This is a genomic window from Variovorax sp. 54 (genome assembly GCF_002754375.1).
In the GTDB taxonomy this organism is placed as follows: Bacteria; Pseudomonadota; Gammaproteobacteria; order Burkholderiales; family Burkholderiaceae_C; genus Variovorax.
Map to the genome: position 1 here is coordinate 4,128,147 of NZ_PEFF01000001.1, position 15,288 is coordinate 4,143,434.

A 15,288-nucleotide genomic window follows, 5' to 3' on the forward strand; every position below is an offset into this window, starting at 1 on the left:
CGGAGCACGACGACACCATGGAATGGATCGACAAATACCTCGAACACGTGCGCGTGGAGCGTCGGCTCGCGCCGCGCACGGTCGAGCTGTATGCCTTCCACCTGCGCGCGCTGACCGACCACGCCGCCGAGGCCAACCTGCCGCTGGACCGCGTGCAGACGGCGCACATCCGCCGCTGGATGGCGCAGCTGCACAGCGTCGGGCGCGAGCCGCGCGGCATTGCGCTGGTGTTGTCGTGCTGGCGCAGCTTTTACCGCTGGCTCGGCCATGAAGGGCTGATCGGCTTCAACCCGGTGCAGGACGTGCACGCGCCCAAGGCGGGCCGGCCGCTGCCGAAGGCGCTGGGCGTGGACGACGCGGTGCGCCTGGCCGAGCTGTACGACCCCGAGGCCGACCCCTGGACCGAAGCGCGCGACGGCGCCATCGTCGAAGTGCTCTATGGCTGCGGCCTGCGCGTGAGCGAGCTCACGGGGCTCGACGCACAGGCGAGCGGCACGGCGCGCGGCTGGGTCGATCTCGATGCGATGGAAGCCCACGTGCTCGGCAAGGGCAGCAAGCGGCGCAGTGTGCCCGTGGGCAGCAAGGCGGCCGAGGCGCTGCGCGACTGGCTCGCGGTGCGCGGCGAGCGCCAGGAGCCGGCGCTGTTCGTGAGTGCGCGCGGGGCGCGCATGTCGTCGCAGGGGGTGTGGAAGCTGCTGCGCGAGCGCAGCCTGAAGGCGGGCCTGGCCGCGCCGGTGCATCCGCACATGCTGCGCCACTCGTTCGCGAGCCACGTGCTGCAGTCGAGCAGCGACCTGCGCGCGGTGCAGGAGCTGCTGGGCCATGCCAACATCGCGACCACGCAGGTCTACACGCGGCTGGATTTCCAGCACCTGGCCAAGGTCTACGACGCGGCGCATCCGCGCGCCAAGGCCCGGCCGGACAAGGACGACAAGTAGCGGGCGCGAGCAAGCGCCTGCCTCGTTTTTTCATTTCTCTTTCTTTATTCCTTTTTTCATTCAGTCATGAAAACCCTTCGCCTCAAGCCGGGCAAGGAGCGCTCGCTCCAACGCCGCCATCCCTGGGTCTTCGAATCCGCCATTGCGCGCGGCGGCGCGGACTCAGGGGAAACAGTGCGCGTGGAGTCGCACGACGGCAACTTCCTTGCGTGGGCGGCCTTTGGCCCCACGTCCAAGATCCGGGCACGGGCCTGGAGCTTTGATGAGAAGCAGCGCATCGACGCTGCTTTTTTTTCCACGGTCTGCGCGCGCGCGGTGCATGCGCGCGGCCTGTTCGACCTGCAGAGCGACGGCGTGCGGCTGGTGCACGGCGAGGCCGACGGCCTGCCGGGGCTGATCGTCGATCGTTATGGCGACACGCTGGTGGCGCAGTTTTTGTCGGCCGGCGTGGAGCGCTGGAAAGACGTGCTGGCCGATGCGCTGCTCGAGGCCACGGGCCTGACCAAGCTCTATGAACGCTCCGACGCCAGCGGCCGTGAGCGCGAAGGCCTGAAGCCCGTCACGGGCTGGCTGCGCGGCGAGGGCGAAACCCAGATCACCATCCGCGAGCACGGCTGGCAGCTGTCGCTCGACATCGCGACCGGCCACAAGACCGGCTTCTACCTCGACCAGCGCGACAGCCGCCAGCGCTTTGCCGAACTGGCACAGCACCGACGTTTTCGCCGCGTGCTCAACTGTTTTTGCTACACGGGCGGCTTCACCGTGGCGGCGCTCGCGGGCCTGAAGGCGGCCGGGGCGCTCGACGGGGCCTCGCTGGTGTCGGTCGATTCGTCCAAGCCCGCACTCGACCGGGCCCGCGCGCATCTGGCGCTGAACGGCTTCGAAGGGCAGGGCATTGCCACGGAATTTCTCGATGCCAACGTGAACACCGTGCTGCGCGAGTTCATCGACCAGGGCCGCACCTTCGACGCGATCGTGCTCGACCCGCCGAAGTTCGCGCCCACGGTGCTGCACGCCGAGCGCGCCGCGCGGGCCTACAAGGACATCAACCGCCTCGCGCTCAAGCTGCTGGAGCCCGGCGGCGTGCTGCTCACGTTTTCGTGCTCGGGCGGCATCAGCGCCGACCTGTTCCACAAGATCGTGGCCTCGGCCGGGCTCGACGCCGGCGTGGACGGTTACATCGCCGAACGCCTGGGCGCCTCGCCCGACCACCCGATGACCATCGAGTTCCCGGAAGGGGAGTACCTGAAGGGGCTGGTGGTGGTCAGAAAGCCGTTGTGAACGGGGGCTTGACCCCATCGGCAACGCAACTCAGTGGCATTGGCTAAACTGCCCGCCAATCCCCCGCCTTTTTCTGTTTTCCGCTTTCGGAGCACTTTTCCATGGCCCTCATCCCCGCGACCATCCTGACCGGCTTTCTCGGCTCGGGCAAAACCACGCTGCTCAAGCGCATCCTGACCGAGGCCCACGGCCAGAAGATCGCGGTCATCGAGAACGAGTTCGGTGAAGAGAACATCGACAGCGACATCCTCGTGACCGAGTCGAAGGAGCAGATCATCCAGATGAGCAACGGCTGCGTCTGCTGCACCATCCGCGAAGACCTGCGTGAGGCGCTGCAGCTGCTGGCCGCCAAGAAGCGCCAGGGCCTGCTCGACTTCGACCGCGTGGTGATCGAGACCACCGGCCTGGCCGACCCCGGCCCCGTGGCGCAGACCTTCTTCATGGACGACGAGATCGCCGAGAGCTACCTGCTCGACTCGATCCTCACGCTGGTCGATGCCAAGCACGCGCCGCAGCAGCTCAACGACCGCCAGGAAGCGCGCCGCCAGGTGGGCTTTGCCGACCAGATCTTCATCAGCAAGAGCGAGCTGGTGTCGGCCGAAGAGACCGACGCGCTCATTCACCGCCTGAAGCACATGAACCCGCGCGCGCCGCAGCAGAAGGCGCACTTCGGCGACGTGCCCCTGAAGGACATCTTCGACCTGCGCGGCTTCAACCTGAACGCCAAGCTGGACATCGACCCCGACTTCCTGAAGGAAGAAGAGGCGCACGATCACCACGACCATGACCACGCGCATGGCGAGGCGTGCGACCACCCCTCGCACAAGCACGAGGGGCACGGTCACCATCACCACACCGATGACGACGTGAAGAGCTTCGTCTACAAGGCCGACCGGCCTTTCGACCCGGCCAAGCTCGAAGACTTCCTGGGTGCCATCGTGAACATCTACGGCCCGCGCATGCTGCGCTACAAGGGCGTGCTGAACATGAAGGGCACCGAGCGCAAGGTGATCTTCCAGGGCGTGCACCAGCTGATGGGCAGCGACCTGGGCCCGGAGTGGGGCAAGGACGAGGCGCGCCAGAGCCGCATGGTGTTCATCGGCATCGAACTGCCGCGCGAGATCCTGGAGCAGGGGCTGGAGCAGTGCCTGGTCTGAGCAGGTTCGCCTGAAATGAAAAAACGGCGCTGACCGCGAGGTCAGCGCCGTTTTTCATGGGGCAGTCAGTGGCTACTTGCCGAAATTCCCCACCGGCTTGCCGATGAGCTTGAGCTGGCCTTCGCTGAACTCGACCTGGCTGACCACGTCGTCGCCCGCGCGCTTCACGTAGCCGCTCTGCTCGGCCTGTTCGATCAGGCCCGCGATCAATTCAGGCGGCGGCGTCTGGCCGCTCTCGGCGCCGGTTTCGGCCAGCTTCTCGATCCACTTCACGGGCACGCGCGCGTTGGCCTTGAGCACGCCGCGCTGGAGCAGCAGCGTGTTGCCGGGCAGCTTCAGGTCTTCGTCGGTCACGCCGGCGAGGGCCACCGAGTAGCTGAGCTCGGCGCTCTGGCCGCCGATCTCGATCAGCATGCGGTCGAGGCCGGCTTCGGGGCTGTGCTTGGCCATGGCCTTGAGGTCGGGTGCGAGCTGCTCGATCAGCGCCTGCATCGCGTCCTTCTGGCCCTTGCTGCGCTGGCCGCAGCCGGCACCGTCGGTCGACTGCAGCCAGGCGTCGGCCAGCTTCTTGTAGCCGGCCGCCTGGATGCGGCGTGCGCTGCTGGCGATCTCGAACTTGTCGATGGCGGTTTCGTTGACCTTGCCCTTGCCCTTGAAGGCGCCTTCGGAGGCGTACAGGCCGTCCTTGATGGTGGCTTCGCCGGTCAGGTCGATGCTTTGCAGCAGCACCTTGATCGACTTGGCGGGGGCGGCGCCCTCGCCGCCGGGGAGCAGGCCCTTGGGCGCGTTCAGCTCGAAGCTGTCCAGACGGCCTTCGGACTTGCCGGTGGCGAGGAGCCAGCCGGCGCTGCCGTCCATGTCGGCCTTGGCGGTGAACTTGCCCACCTTCACCTGCACGCCCTTGGAGGCGGTGTTGATGTCCATGCCCGGCATGGTCATGTCGTAGCGCAGGCGGGTGCGGGCCGCGTCCATGTCCAGGCGGGCCTGCGCGCCTTGCCAGGCGAACTCGCCCTTGCCTTCTTCGGCCAGCTTCGCGGGCGCGACGGTGAGGTCGCTGGTGAAGCCGCCGCCGAAGCCGACCTTGGTGTGCGCGGTCACTGGTTTGGCCTTGCCGAACAGCTTTTCGGCCTCGGCCTGCGCCTTGGCGTCGAGCACGAGTTCGCTGTCGATGACGGCCGCGGCCAGCGTGCCGCCGGCGAACGGGCCGTGGCGGATGGTGTCGCGGAAGGTGATGCGCACGGGCTTGGGCGGGGTGGCCTTGGCGTCGCCGTCGTCTTCGGTGGGTTCTTCTTCCTCGCCTTCGGTCGTGGCCTGGGCGACGTCGGTCGTGGCTGCGGCCGGCGCGGCGGCGGGTGCCGATGCGGCGGGGGCCACTTCGGCCTCGGCCGGGCAGCCCAGTTCGAGCGTCACGGTGCTCACGGCGCCGAGGAAGTTGCGCTCGTAGCTGCGCTCGATGACGCGCACCAGCGCGGTCTGCTTCGGCAGTTCGCCGAGGGCGACGTCGTAGCTCGATTTGATTTGCGTGCCGGCCCACCAGGTGCTGCCGCCATAGGCAACGGCGAGGGCCGCGGCCAGGACTCCCAATACTGCTTTTTTGCTCAAGATTTCTTTCCGATCAGTTGTATTTGAATGGCGGGTGCGGCGCCTTCCGGCGCGCACACCGTGCCTGCGCCGCCTCCTCCGGTGGCGCCGCAAGATGCTAACGGAGCAGGGCAGTGCGCCACCCGATGGCGCCGTGTTTCGAGTTCTCTATACAATCGCGCGCCTGTTCCGGGAGCCATGCTTCGCCCACAGGGGCGAGATATGACTTACGGCACGGGGCGCCGAAGGTTTTTGGCGGGCTTTCGGGGGTATAACCCCGGGGTTCACCACTTGAGGACGCCCCCCGACAACGTGAGCCGACGCGGCCTGACACCCGCAACGGTTCCCTTGGGAGGAGACACCCAGTGAAAGCGCGTTCCAGTTCGTACAAGGAGCCAGTCACCGTGAAGAAACCCGCCGCCAAGGCCACGCCAGCCACCAAGCCTGCCGCAAAGAAGGCGCCGGCTGCGAAGGCTGTACCCGCGACGAAGAAGGTTTCTGCCACCGCTGCTGCCGCCGCTGTCGCGAAAGAGAAAAGCGCTGTCAAAAAGCCTGCGGCAACCCCGGCCAAGACCGGGACCGCGGCTGCCAAGAAGTCCGCCAAGCCCGCAACGAAATCCGCGGGCGCGGCGCCCACGTCATCCCAACCGGTCGGCCGTCCTGCGGCCACCCTTTCTGCTTCCCCGACCCCCATGAAAAAAACGGCTGCCGCCTCTTCTTCCGCCCCGGCGACACCCTCGATCCCCGCTACGCCCGCTCCCGCCGCGCGTGGTGGCCGCGTGTCCCGGCTGTCGCAACTGACCGTGCCCTCGATGCCGCAATCCGTGGCCTCGACCGCCGCCAAATCCAGCTTCTCGCAGGCGCCTTCCACCGCGCTGGTGCCGCCGCCGCCCCTGGCCGTCAAGAAAGACCCGAAGCTGGTCAACAACTGGAAGACCAAGACGCCCGCCGAGCTGAGCGATGCCGAAGTCATCGCGATGCCCGACGACGAGTACATGAACGACAAGCAGATGGCGTTCTTCCGCCTGAAGCTCGTCGAACTCAAGCGCGGCATCCTCGAGAACGCCGGTGAAACCACCGAGCACCTGCGCGAAGACACCGTGGTCGTGCCCGACCCGGCCGACCGCGCCACCATCGAGGAAGAGCACGCGCTCGAACTGCGCACGCGCGACCGCGAACGCAAGCTGCTCAAGAAGATCGAGCAGTCGATCCAGCGCATCGACGCCGGCGACTACGGCTACTGCGACGAGACCGGCGAGCCCATCGGCGTCGGCCGCCTGCTGGCCCGCCCGACCGCCACGCTCTCGCTCGAAGCGCAACAGCGCCGCGAGCTGAAGCAGAAAATGTTCGGGGATTGAGCCGCAGCAAGGTAGAGAGAAATTCGCGCTTTCGATAACCTTCTCTGAATGGCAAAGGAAGAGTCAGGCCGCCTTTTTTCGAAGGTGGCCAAGTTCGTTCGAAATCCCCTGAAAGACTGGTCGGAGCTGGACGCCCCGTCCTCCGACTCGTCGCTGCCCGAGCAGACCTACAGCCGCGAGATGCTGAAGGAAATGATCGAACGGCGTCAGCGCAACGACTTCGTGCGCCGTCGCGAGTTCGACATGCTGCGCAAGCTGCGCCAACGCGAGGCGGCGGCCCACGCCTTCGAGGCCACGGTCACGCCCTCGTCGTTCAACCTCAACAGCACCTCCGAGAAACCCGAGGGCCGCGCACTCACGCTCAAGAAGATCGACGAGATCGAAGAGCAGATGTCGCAGCAGTGGTGGAAGGGCCGCGGGCCGAACGGCGAGACGCTGGTCAATCCGCCGCCCGACGCGGGCGCTGAGACGCTGCCGCCGGTCGACAGCGGGGGCGACCAGTTGCCGGCCGATTCGGGCGCGCCGGTTGCTTCTGCACCCGTGGCCGCAGCGCCAGAGGTCGCCGCAGCCGCCGTCCCCGCGCCGCAGCCGTCCCGGCTCGCGCACGACGGCGCGCTCGAAGAGGCGGTGATCCGCTTCGCGCACGGCGACGACACCGGCGCCGAAGCCATCCTGCTGCAGGCACTGGCTGCCGAAAGCGCGCCCGCCACCGAAGACGGCGCCGCCGCCGCCACGCTGGAACGCGACGACGCCCGCTGGCGCGCGCTGTTCGACCTGTACCGCGCCACCGGCGACGCCGCCAAGTTCGCGGCCGCCCGCATGCGCTATGCGCAGCGCATGAAGCGCATGGGGCCCGACTGGGTTTCGCTCGACGAGCTTGCCCGCAGCGTGAAGGCCGTCACCGCCAGCGAGGATGCCGAAGCGGCCTCCGACACGACGGGCGCCGCCGACTGGGCCAGCCCGGCTCACCTCACGCGCGAAGGGCTCATGGCGCTCACGCGCGCGCTCTCGCAGGCCGGCATGGTCTGGACGCTCGACTGGCGCGCGCTCACCGAGATCGACCCGCCCGCCGCCGCGCCGCTGCGCATCCTGTTCGCGCACTGGTCCGATTCGCCGGTGCAGCTGCGCTTCTTCGGTGCCTCGCAGCTCATGGCCGTGCTGGCCGCGGCCACGCCCAACAACGAGCGCCATCCCGACGACGCCTGGTGGCAGCTGCGCCTCGCGACGCTGCGCATGCTGCACATGCCCGACGACTTCGAGCTGGTGGCGCTCAACTACTGCATCACCTACGAGGTGTCGCCGCCCTCCTGGCAAGACCCGAAGGGCGAGTGCACCTTGCTGGCCGCGCCGCCGCCGAGCCGGCCGAGTTCGGTGTGGTCGCTGCTGTCGGTCGGGGGCGATTCCGAGAGCTTCCCGTCCACCGACAGCGGCTTTGCCGCGCTGGCGGGCGACCTGCGCGGCGATTCGCTGTCGTGCTGGCAGCGCCTGGACCACGACCTGCGCCACACGACGGCGCCGGTCATCTCGTGCGCGGCCCTGCTGCGCATGGACCTGGCGGCGGCCGGCACGCTGCTGAGCTGGGTGCGCGAGCGTGACGCGAACGGCGAACGGGTGCAGTTCGTCGACGCGCACCGGCTGATCGCTGCGCTCTTTGGGCTGATCGGCATCACCGACCACGCCACGGTCGCAGTCCGCAAAAACTGACCCTTTACGGGGCATCCGCGGCCTCTGCGCCGCGTTTTTTCCGCCATCAGCTTGTCCGACCGCAGGGGTTGCATTGGCGGGGCCCATCCCCAGATGGCTGCGATGGAACAGTTTCACGGCACCACCATCGTGAGCGTGCGCCGCAAGACCCCCCAAGGCGATCAGGTCGCCATTGGTGGGGACGGGCAGGTCACTCTCGGCAACATCGTCATCAAGGGCACGGCGCGCAAAGTGCGGCGGCTCTATCACGGCAAGGTCCTGGCGGGATTCGCTGGCGCCACCGCCGATGCCTTCACGCTCTTCGAGCGTTTCGAGGCCAAGCTCGAAAAGCACCAGGGCCACTTGACCCGCGCAGCGGTCGAGCTCACCAAAGATTGGCGCACCGACCGCGTGCTGCGCAAGCTCGAGGCCATGCTGGCCGTGGCCGACGCCACGACCTCGCTCATCATCACCGGCAATGGCGACGTGTTGGAGCCTGAAGACGGCGTGATCGCCATCGGTTCGGGCGGCGCGTACGCCCAGTCGGCGGCCAAGGCGCTGATCGACAACACCGACCTCTCGGCCGAGCAGATCGTGCGCAAATCGCTGGCGATCGCCGGAGAAATCTGCATTTACACGAACATGAACCACACGGTGGAAGCGCTCTGACCATGTCCATGACCCCCCAGGAAATCGTCTCCGAGCTCGACAACCACATCGTCGGCCAGCCCGCCGCCAAGCGCGCCGTGGCCATTGCGCTGCGCAACCGCTGGCGCCGCCAGAAGGTCGACGATTCGCTGCGCCACGAGATCACGCCGAAGAACATCCTCATGATCGGCCCGACGGGTGTCGGCAAGACCGAAATCGCGCGCCGCCTGGCCCGCCTGGCCGATGCGCCGTTCATCAAGGTCGAGGCCACCAAGTTCACCGAGGTGGGCTACGTGGGCAAGGACGTCGATTCGATCATTCGCGACCTCGCCGAGATCGCCGTCAAGCAGACGCGCGAATCCGAAAGCGTGAAGGTGCGTGCCCGCGCCGAAGACGCGGCCGAGGAGCGCATCCTCGACGCGCTGCTGCCGCCGGCACGCGGCGCCGATGGCGCCACGCCCGCACTCGACAGCCCCAATCCGACGCGCCAGGCCTTTCGCAAGAAACTGCGCGAGCACCAGCTCGACGACAAGGAGATCGAGCTCGACCTCGCCGAGACCCGCGCGCCGCTCGAGATCATGGGCCCCGCCGGCATGGAGGAAATGACCGAGCAACTGCGCGGCATGTTCGGGCAGATCGGTGGCGGCAAGCGCAAGACGCGCAAGCTCAAGATCGCCGAGGCGATGCGCCTGTTGATCGACGAAGAGGCCGCCAAGCTGGTCAACGAGGACGAGATCCGCACGCAGGCGATTGCCAACGCCGAGCAGAACGGCATCGTGTTCATCGACGAGATCGACAAGGTCGCCACGCGCAGCGAAGCGCAGGGCTCCGACGTCTCGCGCCAGGGCGTGCAGCGCGACCTGCTGCCGCTCGTGGAAGGCACGGCCGTGTCGACCAAGTACGGCGTGGTGCGCACCGACCACATGCTGTTCATCGCAAGCGGCGCCTTCCACCTGAGCAAGCCGAGCGACCTGATCCCCGAGCTGCAGGGGCGCTTTCCGATCCGCGTCGAGCTGCAATCGCTCTCGGTGTCGGACTTCGAGAGCATCCTCACGCAGACCCGCGCATCGCTCGTGAAGCAGTACCAGGCATTGCTGGCCACCGAAGGCGTGACGCTCGACTTCACGCCCGACGGCATCACGCGTTTGGCGGCCATCGCCTTCGAGGTGAACGAGCGCACCGAGAACATCGGCGCACGCCGCCTCTCGACCGTGATGGAGCGCCTGCTCGATGAGGTAAGCTTCGATGCCACCCGCATCGAGGGCCAGACGGTCCGCATCGATGCCGCTTACGTCGACGAGCGCCTTGCGGCACTAAGTCACGACGAAGACCTTTCGCGCTTCATCCTCTGAAGCCGCCTCCCCGGCCCCTGTAACGGGGTCGTCCTTCACGCATCACTTTCACTGCGTGAGCTAAGTACTTCATTTTCAACACAATTCGCCGATTTCCAGCTTTGGAAATCGGCGCTAAGTCGTTGATTCCATTACAAAAAATACCCCCGAGCCCCAGTTGCGTCGCAAGTGTTTCCTGCTACAGTGGAAAAAAGTGCAGTTAAGTGGGAAAAAGTGCGGGCAACGCCCCTTCCGGGTGTCGCGGCACCTCCCACCACAGGGGTTTCGTGGTCGTGTTTCAAGGCGCTTCATCGCTCAGTCTGGATGCCAAGGGGCGGCTCTCCGTGCCGACCCGGCACCGTGACGTCCTGAGCGCGACGGCAGGCGGCCAGCTCACGATCACCAAGCATCCGCACGGATGCCTGATGGTGTTCCCCCGTCCCGAATGGGAAAAATTCCGCGAACGCATTGCTGCGCTGCCGATGTCGGCGCAGTGGTGGAAGCGCGTCTTCCTCGGTAACGCGATGGACGTCGAGATGGACGGCACCGGCCGCGTGCTGGTGTCGCCCGAGCTGCGCGCCGCCACCGGCATCAACCGCGAGACGCTGTTGCTGGGCATGGGCAACCACTTCGAACTCTGGGACAAAGCCACCTACGAGGCCAAGGAGGCCGAGGCCACCCAGGGTGAGATGCCGGATGTGTTTCAGGACTTCGCGTTCTGAGGATCCCCGTGAACACCCCCCTGACCCACACGACCGTCTTGTTGAGCGAGGCGGTGGAAGCACTTCTTTCCGGCAGCGCGGCAGGCGCAGGCACGTACGTGGACGCCACCTTCGGCCGCGGAGGGCATGCGCGCGCCATCCTCGCGCGGCTGGCGCCGGAAGGCAGGCTCATCGCATTCGACAAGGATGCAGAAGCAGTGGCCGAAGCAGCGCGCATCTCGGATGCGCGTTTTTCTATCCGCCACCAGGGGTTCCGCTCGCTGGGCGAATTGCCCGACGCCAGCGTCAACGGTTTGCTGATGGACCTGGGCGTGAGTTCGCCGCAGATCGACAACCCGGTGCGCGGTTTCAGTTTCCGTTTCGACGGTCCGCTCGACATGCGCATGGACACCACGCGCGGCGAGAGCGTGGCCGAGTGGCTGGCAACGGCCGAACTTCAACAAATTGCAGAGGTGATCCGTGACTATGGCGAAGAACGGTTTGCTGTTCAGATTGCAAAGGCGATTGTTGCTCGCAGACAAGAACGGGGCGCAATTTCAACCACCACCGAACTGGCCGAGCTCGTGGCTGGCACGGTCAAAACCCGCGAGCAGGGCCAGAACCCTGCAACGCGCACATTTCAGGCTTTTCGGATTTTCATCAACGCCGAGCTTGAGGAGCTGCAACAAGCGCTAGAAGCCAGCCTGTCGGTGCTTGCGCCCGGCGGCCGGCTCGCGGTGATCAGCTTCCATTCGCTCGAAGACCGCATCGTCAAGCAGTTCATCGCCAAGCACTCGAAGGAGGTCTACGACCGCCGCGCGCCCTTCGCTGCGCCCAAGGTGATGAAGCTGCACGCGCTCGAGCGCATCAAGCCGTCCGAAGAAGAAGTGCGCGGCAACCCGCGCTCGCGCAGCGCCATCCTTCGGGTGGCTGAACGCACGGAAGCCGGGTAGCCATGGCGCGGATCAACCTGCTCCTTCTGCTGGCCGTCATTGCGACGGCTTTGTACCTTGTGCACACCCAGTACCAGTCGCGTCAGCTCTACACCGAGTTCGACCGCGCCCAGCAGGAGGCGCGCAAGCTCGAAACCGAGCACGACCGCCTGCAGGTGGAAAAGCGCGCACAGGCCACGCCGCTGCGCGTGGAGAAGCTGGCCAAGGAACAGCTGCAGATGCGCACGGCCTCGCCGGCCATCACGCAGTACGTGCGGCCTGACGGCTCGGTGATCCCGGCCATCGCACCGCTGCCGCCGACCACGCAGCCCAAACCCGGCGCCGCCACCGCGAGGCCCGCCCGATGAGCCGCGGCAACCGCAGCGTGCGCTACACCACCAGCCCCTTGCTCGCGAGCAAGACGCCGGTGTGGCGCAGCAAGTTCATCGTCGCCGGCATCGCCTTCGGCTTCGTCATGCTGGCGGCGCGGGCCGCGTACGTGCAGGTCTTCAACAACAGCTTCTTCCAGCGCCAGGGCGAAGTGCGCTTTGCGCGCACGCTGGAGCTGCCGGCCAACCGCGGCCGCATCCTCGATCGCAACGGGCTCATCCTGGCGTCCAGCGTGGTGGCGCCCAGCATCTGGGCCATTCCCGAAGACGTGGAGCGCGACGACCCCGAGGTGCGCGCCAAGCTCAAGCAGGTGGCCAAACTGCTCGGCATGCCGCAGAAGGACTTCGACAAGAAGCTCGAAGACGAAGACAAGACCTTCGTCTGGATCAAGCGCCAGGTCGACGAGCCCATTGCCAAGCAGATCGCCGCGCTCAACCTCAAGGGCATCTACCAGCGCAAGGAATACAAGCGCCAGTACCCCGAGGGCGAGGCGGCGGCGCACGTGGTGGGCTTCACCAACGTGGAAGACAACGGCCAGGAAGGCATCGAGCTGGGCTTCAACAAGGAGCTGGCCGGCAAGGCCGGCTCGCGCCGCGTCATCAAGGACCGGCTGGGCCGCGTGGTCGAGGGCGTGGGCGAGCAGGTGCCGCCGGTCGAAGGCCGCGACATCCAGCTGAGCATCGACAGCAAGGTGCAGTTCTTCGCCTACCAGAAGCTGCGCGACGCCGTGACGGCGCGCAAGGCCAAGGCCGGCAGCGTGGTGGTGCTCGACAGCACCACCGGCGAGGTGCTGGCGCTGGCCAACTACCCGAGCTACGTGCCCGACAAGCGCCAGAACCTCACGGGCGAGCAGCTGCGCAACCGCGCGCTCACCGACACCTTCGAGCCCGGCTCGACCATGAAGCCGATCACCGTGGCGATGGCGCTGGAGGCCGGCCGCGTGAAGCCCTCGACCATCATCGACACCGCGCCTGGGCGCTACCAGCTGGGCGGCTTCACCATCAGCGACACCCACAACTACGGTTCACTGACGGTCGAGGGCGTGATCCAGAAGTCGAGCAACGTGGGCGCGCTCAAGATCGCCCAGAAGATGACGCCCCACGAGATGTGGGACACCTACACCGCGCTCGGCTACGGCCAGAAGCCGCAGATCCAGTTTCCTGGTGCCGTGACGGGCCGGCTGCGCCCGTGGAAGACCTGGAAGCCGGTCGAGCAGGCGACCATGGCCTACGGCTACGGCCTGTCGGCGTCGCTGTTCCAGATGGCGCATTCGTACACCTCGTTCGCGCACGACGGCTCGCTCATTCCGGTGACCATCCTGAAGAACGCCGAGCCGCCCGTCGGCGTGCGCGTGTTCTCGCCGTCCAACGCGCTCGCCGTGCGCAAGATGCTGCAGATGGCCGCCGGCCCCGGCGGCACCGGCACACGCGCGCAAACGGTGGGCTACTCGGTCGGCGGCAAGTCGGGCACGGCCCACAAGCAGGTCGGCAAGGGCTACGCCAGCAACAAGTACCGCGCCTGGTTCACCGGCATGGCGCCCATCGAGAAGCCGCGCATCATCGTCGCGGTGATGATCGACGAGCCGACCGACGGCCAGTATTTCGGCGGCCTCGCCGCGGCGCCCGTGTTCAGCGAAGTCGTGCAGCAGACCCTGCGCATGATGAACGTCCCGCCCGATCTGGCGGTCAAACCCCTCGTGCAGACGCAAGACGTCCCCGAGAGCTTCTGACATGCTGACACTCACTTCCCCCACCACCGCCGCGTTCTGGCTGAAAGAGCGCGTGCAGGGCGCGCTGCTCGCCGACAGCCGCGCGGTCGGCCCGGGCGATGCCTTCATCGCCTGGCCCGGTGCCGCGACCGACGGCCGCCAGCACGTGGCGGCCGCGCTGGCGCAGGGCGCCGTGGCCTGCCTCGTCGAGCACGAGGGCGTGGACGCCTTCGGCTTCGACGGCGATGAACGCATCGTGAGCTACCCCGGCCTCAAGGCTGCCACCGGCCCGATCGCCGCCGCCTTCTACGACAACCCCTCGGCGCAGCTCGACCTGCTGGCCGTGACCGGCACCAACGGCAAGACCTCCACTGCGTGGTGGCTGGCCGAATCGCTGTCCACGCTGCGTGCGGCCGGCGGTGTGCGCGCGATGCGCCCCGACGGCACCACCGAGCGCGGCGCCCCGTCGCCCTGCGCCGTGGTGGGCACGCTGGGCATCGGCGTGCCGCCCGCGCTCACCTACACCGGCCTGACCACGCCCGACCCCGTGATGCTGCAGCGCGCGCTGCGCGACTTCGTCACCGAAGGCTTCGGCGCCTGCGCCATCGAGGCCTCGTCGATCGGCATCGCCGAGCGCCGGCTCGACGGCTGCCGCATCGCGGTCGCCGTGTTCACCAATTTCACGCAGGACCACCTCGACTACCACGGCAGCATGGACGCCTACTGGCAGGCCAAGGCCGAGCTGTTCCGCTGGCCCGGCCTGCGCGCCGCCGTGATCAACATCGACGACATGCACGGCGCCAGCCTGTGCGCCAACCTCGTCGACGCCGGCATCGGCGCGCTCGACGTCTGGACCGTCTCGGCCGCCGGCAAGCCCGCGCGGCTCATGGCGCGCGACATCGGCTACGACGCCCAAGGCCTGCAGTTCACCGTGGCCGAACACGGCAGCACGGCGCCGGCCGAGCCGCTCGCCACCGGGCTGATCGGCCAGTACAACGTCGCCAACCTGCTCGGCGTGCTCGGCACCCTGCGCGCGCTGGGTCTCACGCTCGCGCAGGCCGTGGCCGCCTGCGCCCACCTCAGTAGCGTGCCGGGCCGCATGGACCGCGTGCAGCCGACCGACGGTGCGCCGCTGGCCGTGGTCGACTACGCCCACACGCCCGACGCGCTCGACAAAGCCCTCGCCGGCCTGCGCCCGCTCGCCAGGCAGCGCGGCGGCGCGCTCTGGTGCGTGTTCGGCTGCGGCGGCAACCGCGACCCGATCAAGCGCCCGCTGATGGCCGCCGTTGCCGAGCGGCAGGCCGACCACGTCGTGCTCACCAGCGACAACCCGCGCAACGAGAACCCCGACGCCATCATCAGCCAGGCACTGCGCGGCTTCACGCGCGTCGAGGCGGCCCGCGTGCAGGTCGACCGCGCGCGGGCCATTGCCGAAACCATTGCGCAGGCGGCCCCGCAAGACGTGGTGCTCATCGCCGGCAAGGGCCACGAAGAGTGGCAGGAAATCGCCGGCCAGCGCCTGCCGTTCTCCGACAAGACCCACGCGCTCGACGCGCTCGCCACGCGGGGTGCCGCATGAC

Annotated in this window: 13 protein-coding genes; 12 read left to right on the forward strand and 1 reads right to left on the reverse strand. The window is 67.5% G+C overall.

Going from position 1 to position 15,288, the window contains the following annotated elements; genetic code table 11:
• Positions 1-17 precede the first annotated feature (17 nt).
• The 3 genes from CLU95_RS19105 (at position 18) to CLU95_RS19115 (ending at position 3,376) form a co-directional block, all read left to right on the forward strand.
• A complete protein-coding gene (locus CLU95_RS19105) occupies positions 18-938 on the forward strand; it encodes a tyrosine recombinase XerC (protein WP_099795062.1) in 921 nt (306 codons plus the stop codon).
• Between the two features lie 66 nt (positions 939-1,004).
• Complete coding sequence (locus CLU95_RS19110) at positions 1,005-2,219, forward strand: class I SAM-dependent rRNA methyltransferase (protein WP_099795063.1); 1,215 nt, start codon at positions 1,005-1,007, stop codon at positions 2,217-2,219.
• Positions 2,220-2,320: 101 nt separating this feature from the next.
• On the forward strand, positions 2,321-3,376 hold the full coding sequence (locus CLU95_RS19115) for a CobW family GTP-binding protein (RefSeq protein WP_099795064.1): 1,056 nt from the start codon (positions 2,321-2,323) through the stop codon (positions 3,374-3,376).
• Between the two features lie 72 nt (positions 3,377-3,448).
• On the opposite strand, the gene CLU95_RS19120 is transcribed toward CLU95_RS19115, so the two are convergent.
• On the reverse strand, positions 3,449-4,978 hold the full coding sequence (locus tag CLU95_RS19120; RefSeq protein WP_257214670.1) for a YdgA family protein: 1,530 nt from the start codon (positions 4,976-4,978) through the stop codon (positions 3,449-3,451).
• 383 nt (positions 4,979-5,361) lie between these two features.
• Between CLU95_RS19120 and dksA the strand changes: the two genes are divergently transcribed.
• From dksA to CLU95_RS19170, 9 genes are all read left to right on the forward strand, one after another.
• Positions 5,362-6,315 carry an RNA polymerase-binding protein DksA gene (gene dksA, locus CLU95_RS19130; protein WP_257214811.1) on the forward strand — a complete coding sequence of 318 codons (954 nt, stop codon included), beginning with the start codon at positions 5,362-5,364 and terminating at the stop codon, positions 6,313-6,315.
• A 48-nt stretch (positions 6,316-6,363) separates the two neighbouring features.
• Positions 6,364-8,019, forward strand: a complete 1,656-nt coding sequence (locus tag CLU95_RS19135; RefSeq protein ID WP_099795067.1) for an STAS domain-containing protein — start codon at positions 6,364-6,366, stop codon at positions 8,017-8,019.
• Positions 8,020-8,121: 102 nt separating this feature from the next.
• Positions 8,122-8,667, forward strand: coding sequence for an ATP-dependent protease subunit HslV (gene hslV, locus CLU95_RS19140; protein WP_042578379.1), 546 nt, complete (start codon positions 8,122-8,124; stop codon positions 8,665-8,667).
• A 2-nt stretch (positions 8,668-8,669) separates the two neighbouring features.
• The gene (gene hslU / locus CLU95_RS19145; protein ID WP_099795068.1) at positions 8,670-9,998 is read left to right on the forward strand and encodes an ATP-dependent protease ATPase subunit HslU; all 1,329 of its coding nucleotides are present in this window, start codon (positions 8,670-8,672) and stop codon (positions 9,996-9,998) included.
• Positions 9,999-10,270: 272 nt separating this feature from the next.
• Positions 10,271-10,699: a division/cell wall cluster transcriptional repressor MraZ gene (mraZ, locus tag CLU95_RS19150; protein ID WP_056576192.1), complete on the forward strand. Its 429-nt coding sequence runs from the start codon at positions 10,271-10,273 to the stop codon at positions 10,697-10,699.
• A gap of 8 nt (positions 10,700-10,707) precedes the next feature.
• Positions 10,708-11,631 (forward strand): 16S rRNA (cytosine(1402)-N(4))-methyltransferase RsmH, encoded by a 924-nt coding sequence (rsmH, locus tag CLU95_RS19155; protein WP_099795069.1) that lies wholly within the window; start codon positions 10,708-10,710, stop codon positions 11,629-11,631.
• Positions 11,632-11,633: 2 nt separating this feature from the next.
• Positions 11,634-11,978, forward strand: coding sequence for a cell division protein FtsL (gene ftsL, locus CLU95_RS19160; protein WP_099795070.1), 345 nt, complete (start codon positions 11,634-11,636; stop codon positions 11,976-11,978).
• Positions 11,975-13,729, forward strand: a complete 1,755-nt coding sequence (locus CLU95_RS19165) for a peptidoglycan D,D-transpeptidase FtsI family protein (protein WP_099795071.1) — start codon at positions 11,975-11,977, stop codon at positions 13,727-13,729. Before ftsL ends, CLU95_RS19165 begins: the two co-directional genes overlap by 4 nt.
• 1 nt (position 13,730) lies before the next feature.
• A complete protein-coding gene (locus tag CLU95_RS19170; protein WP_099795072.1) occupies positions 13,731-15,287 on the forward strand; it encodes a UDP-N-acetylmuramoyl-L-alanyl-D-glutamate--2,6-diaminopimelate ligase in 1,557 nt (518 codons plus the stop codon).
• Position 15,288 lies beyond the last annotated feature (1 nt).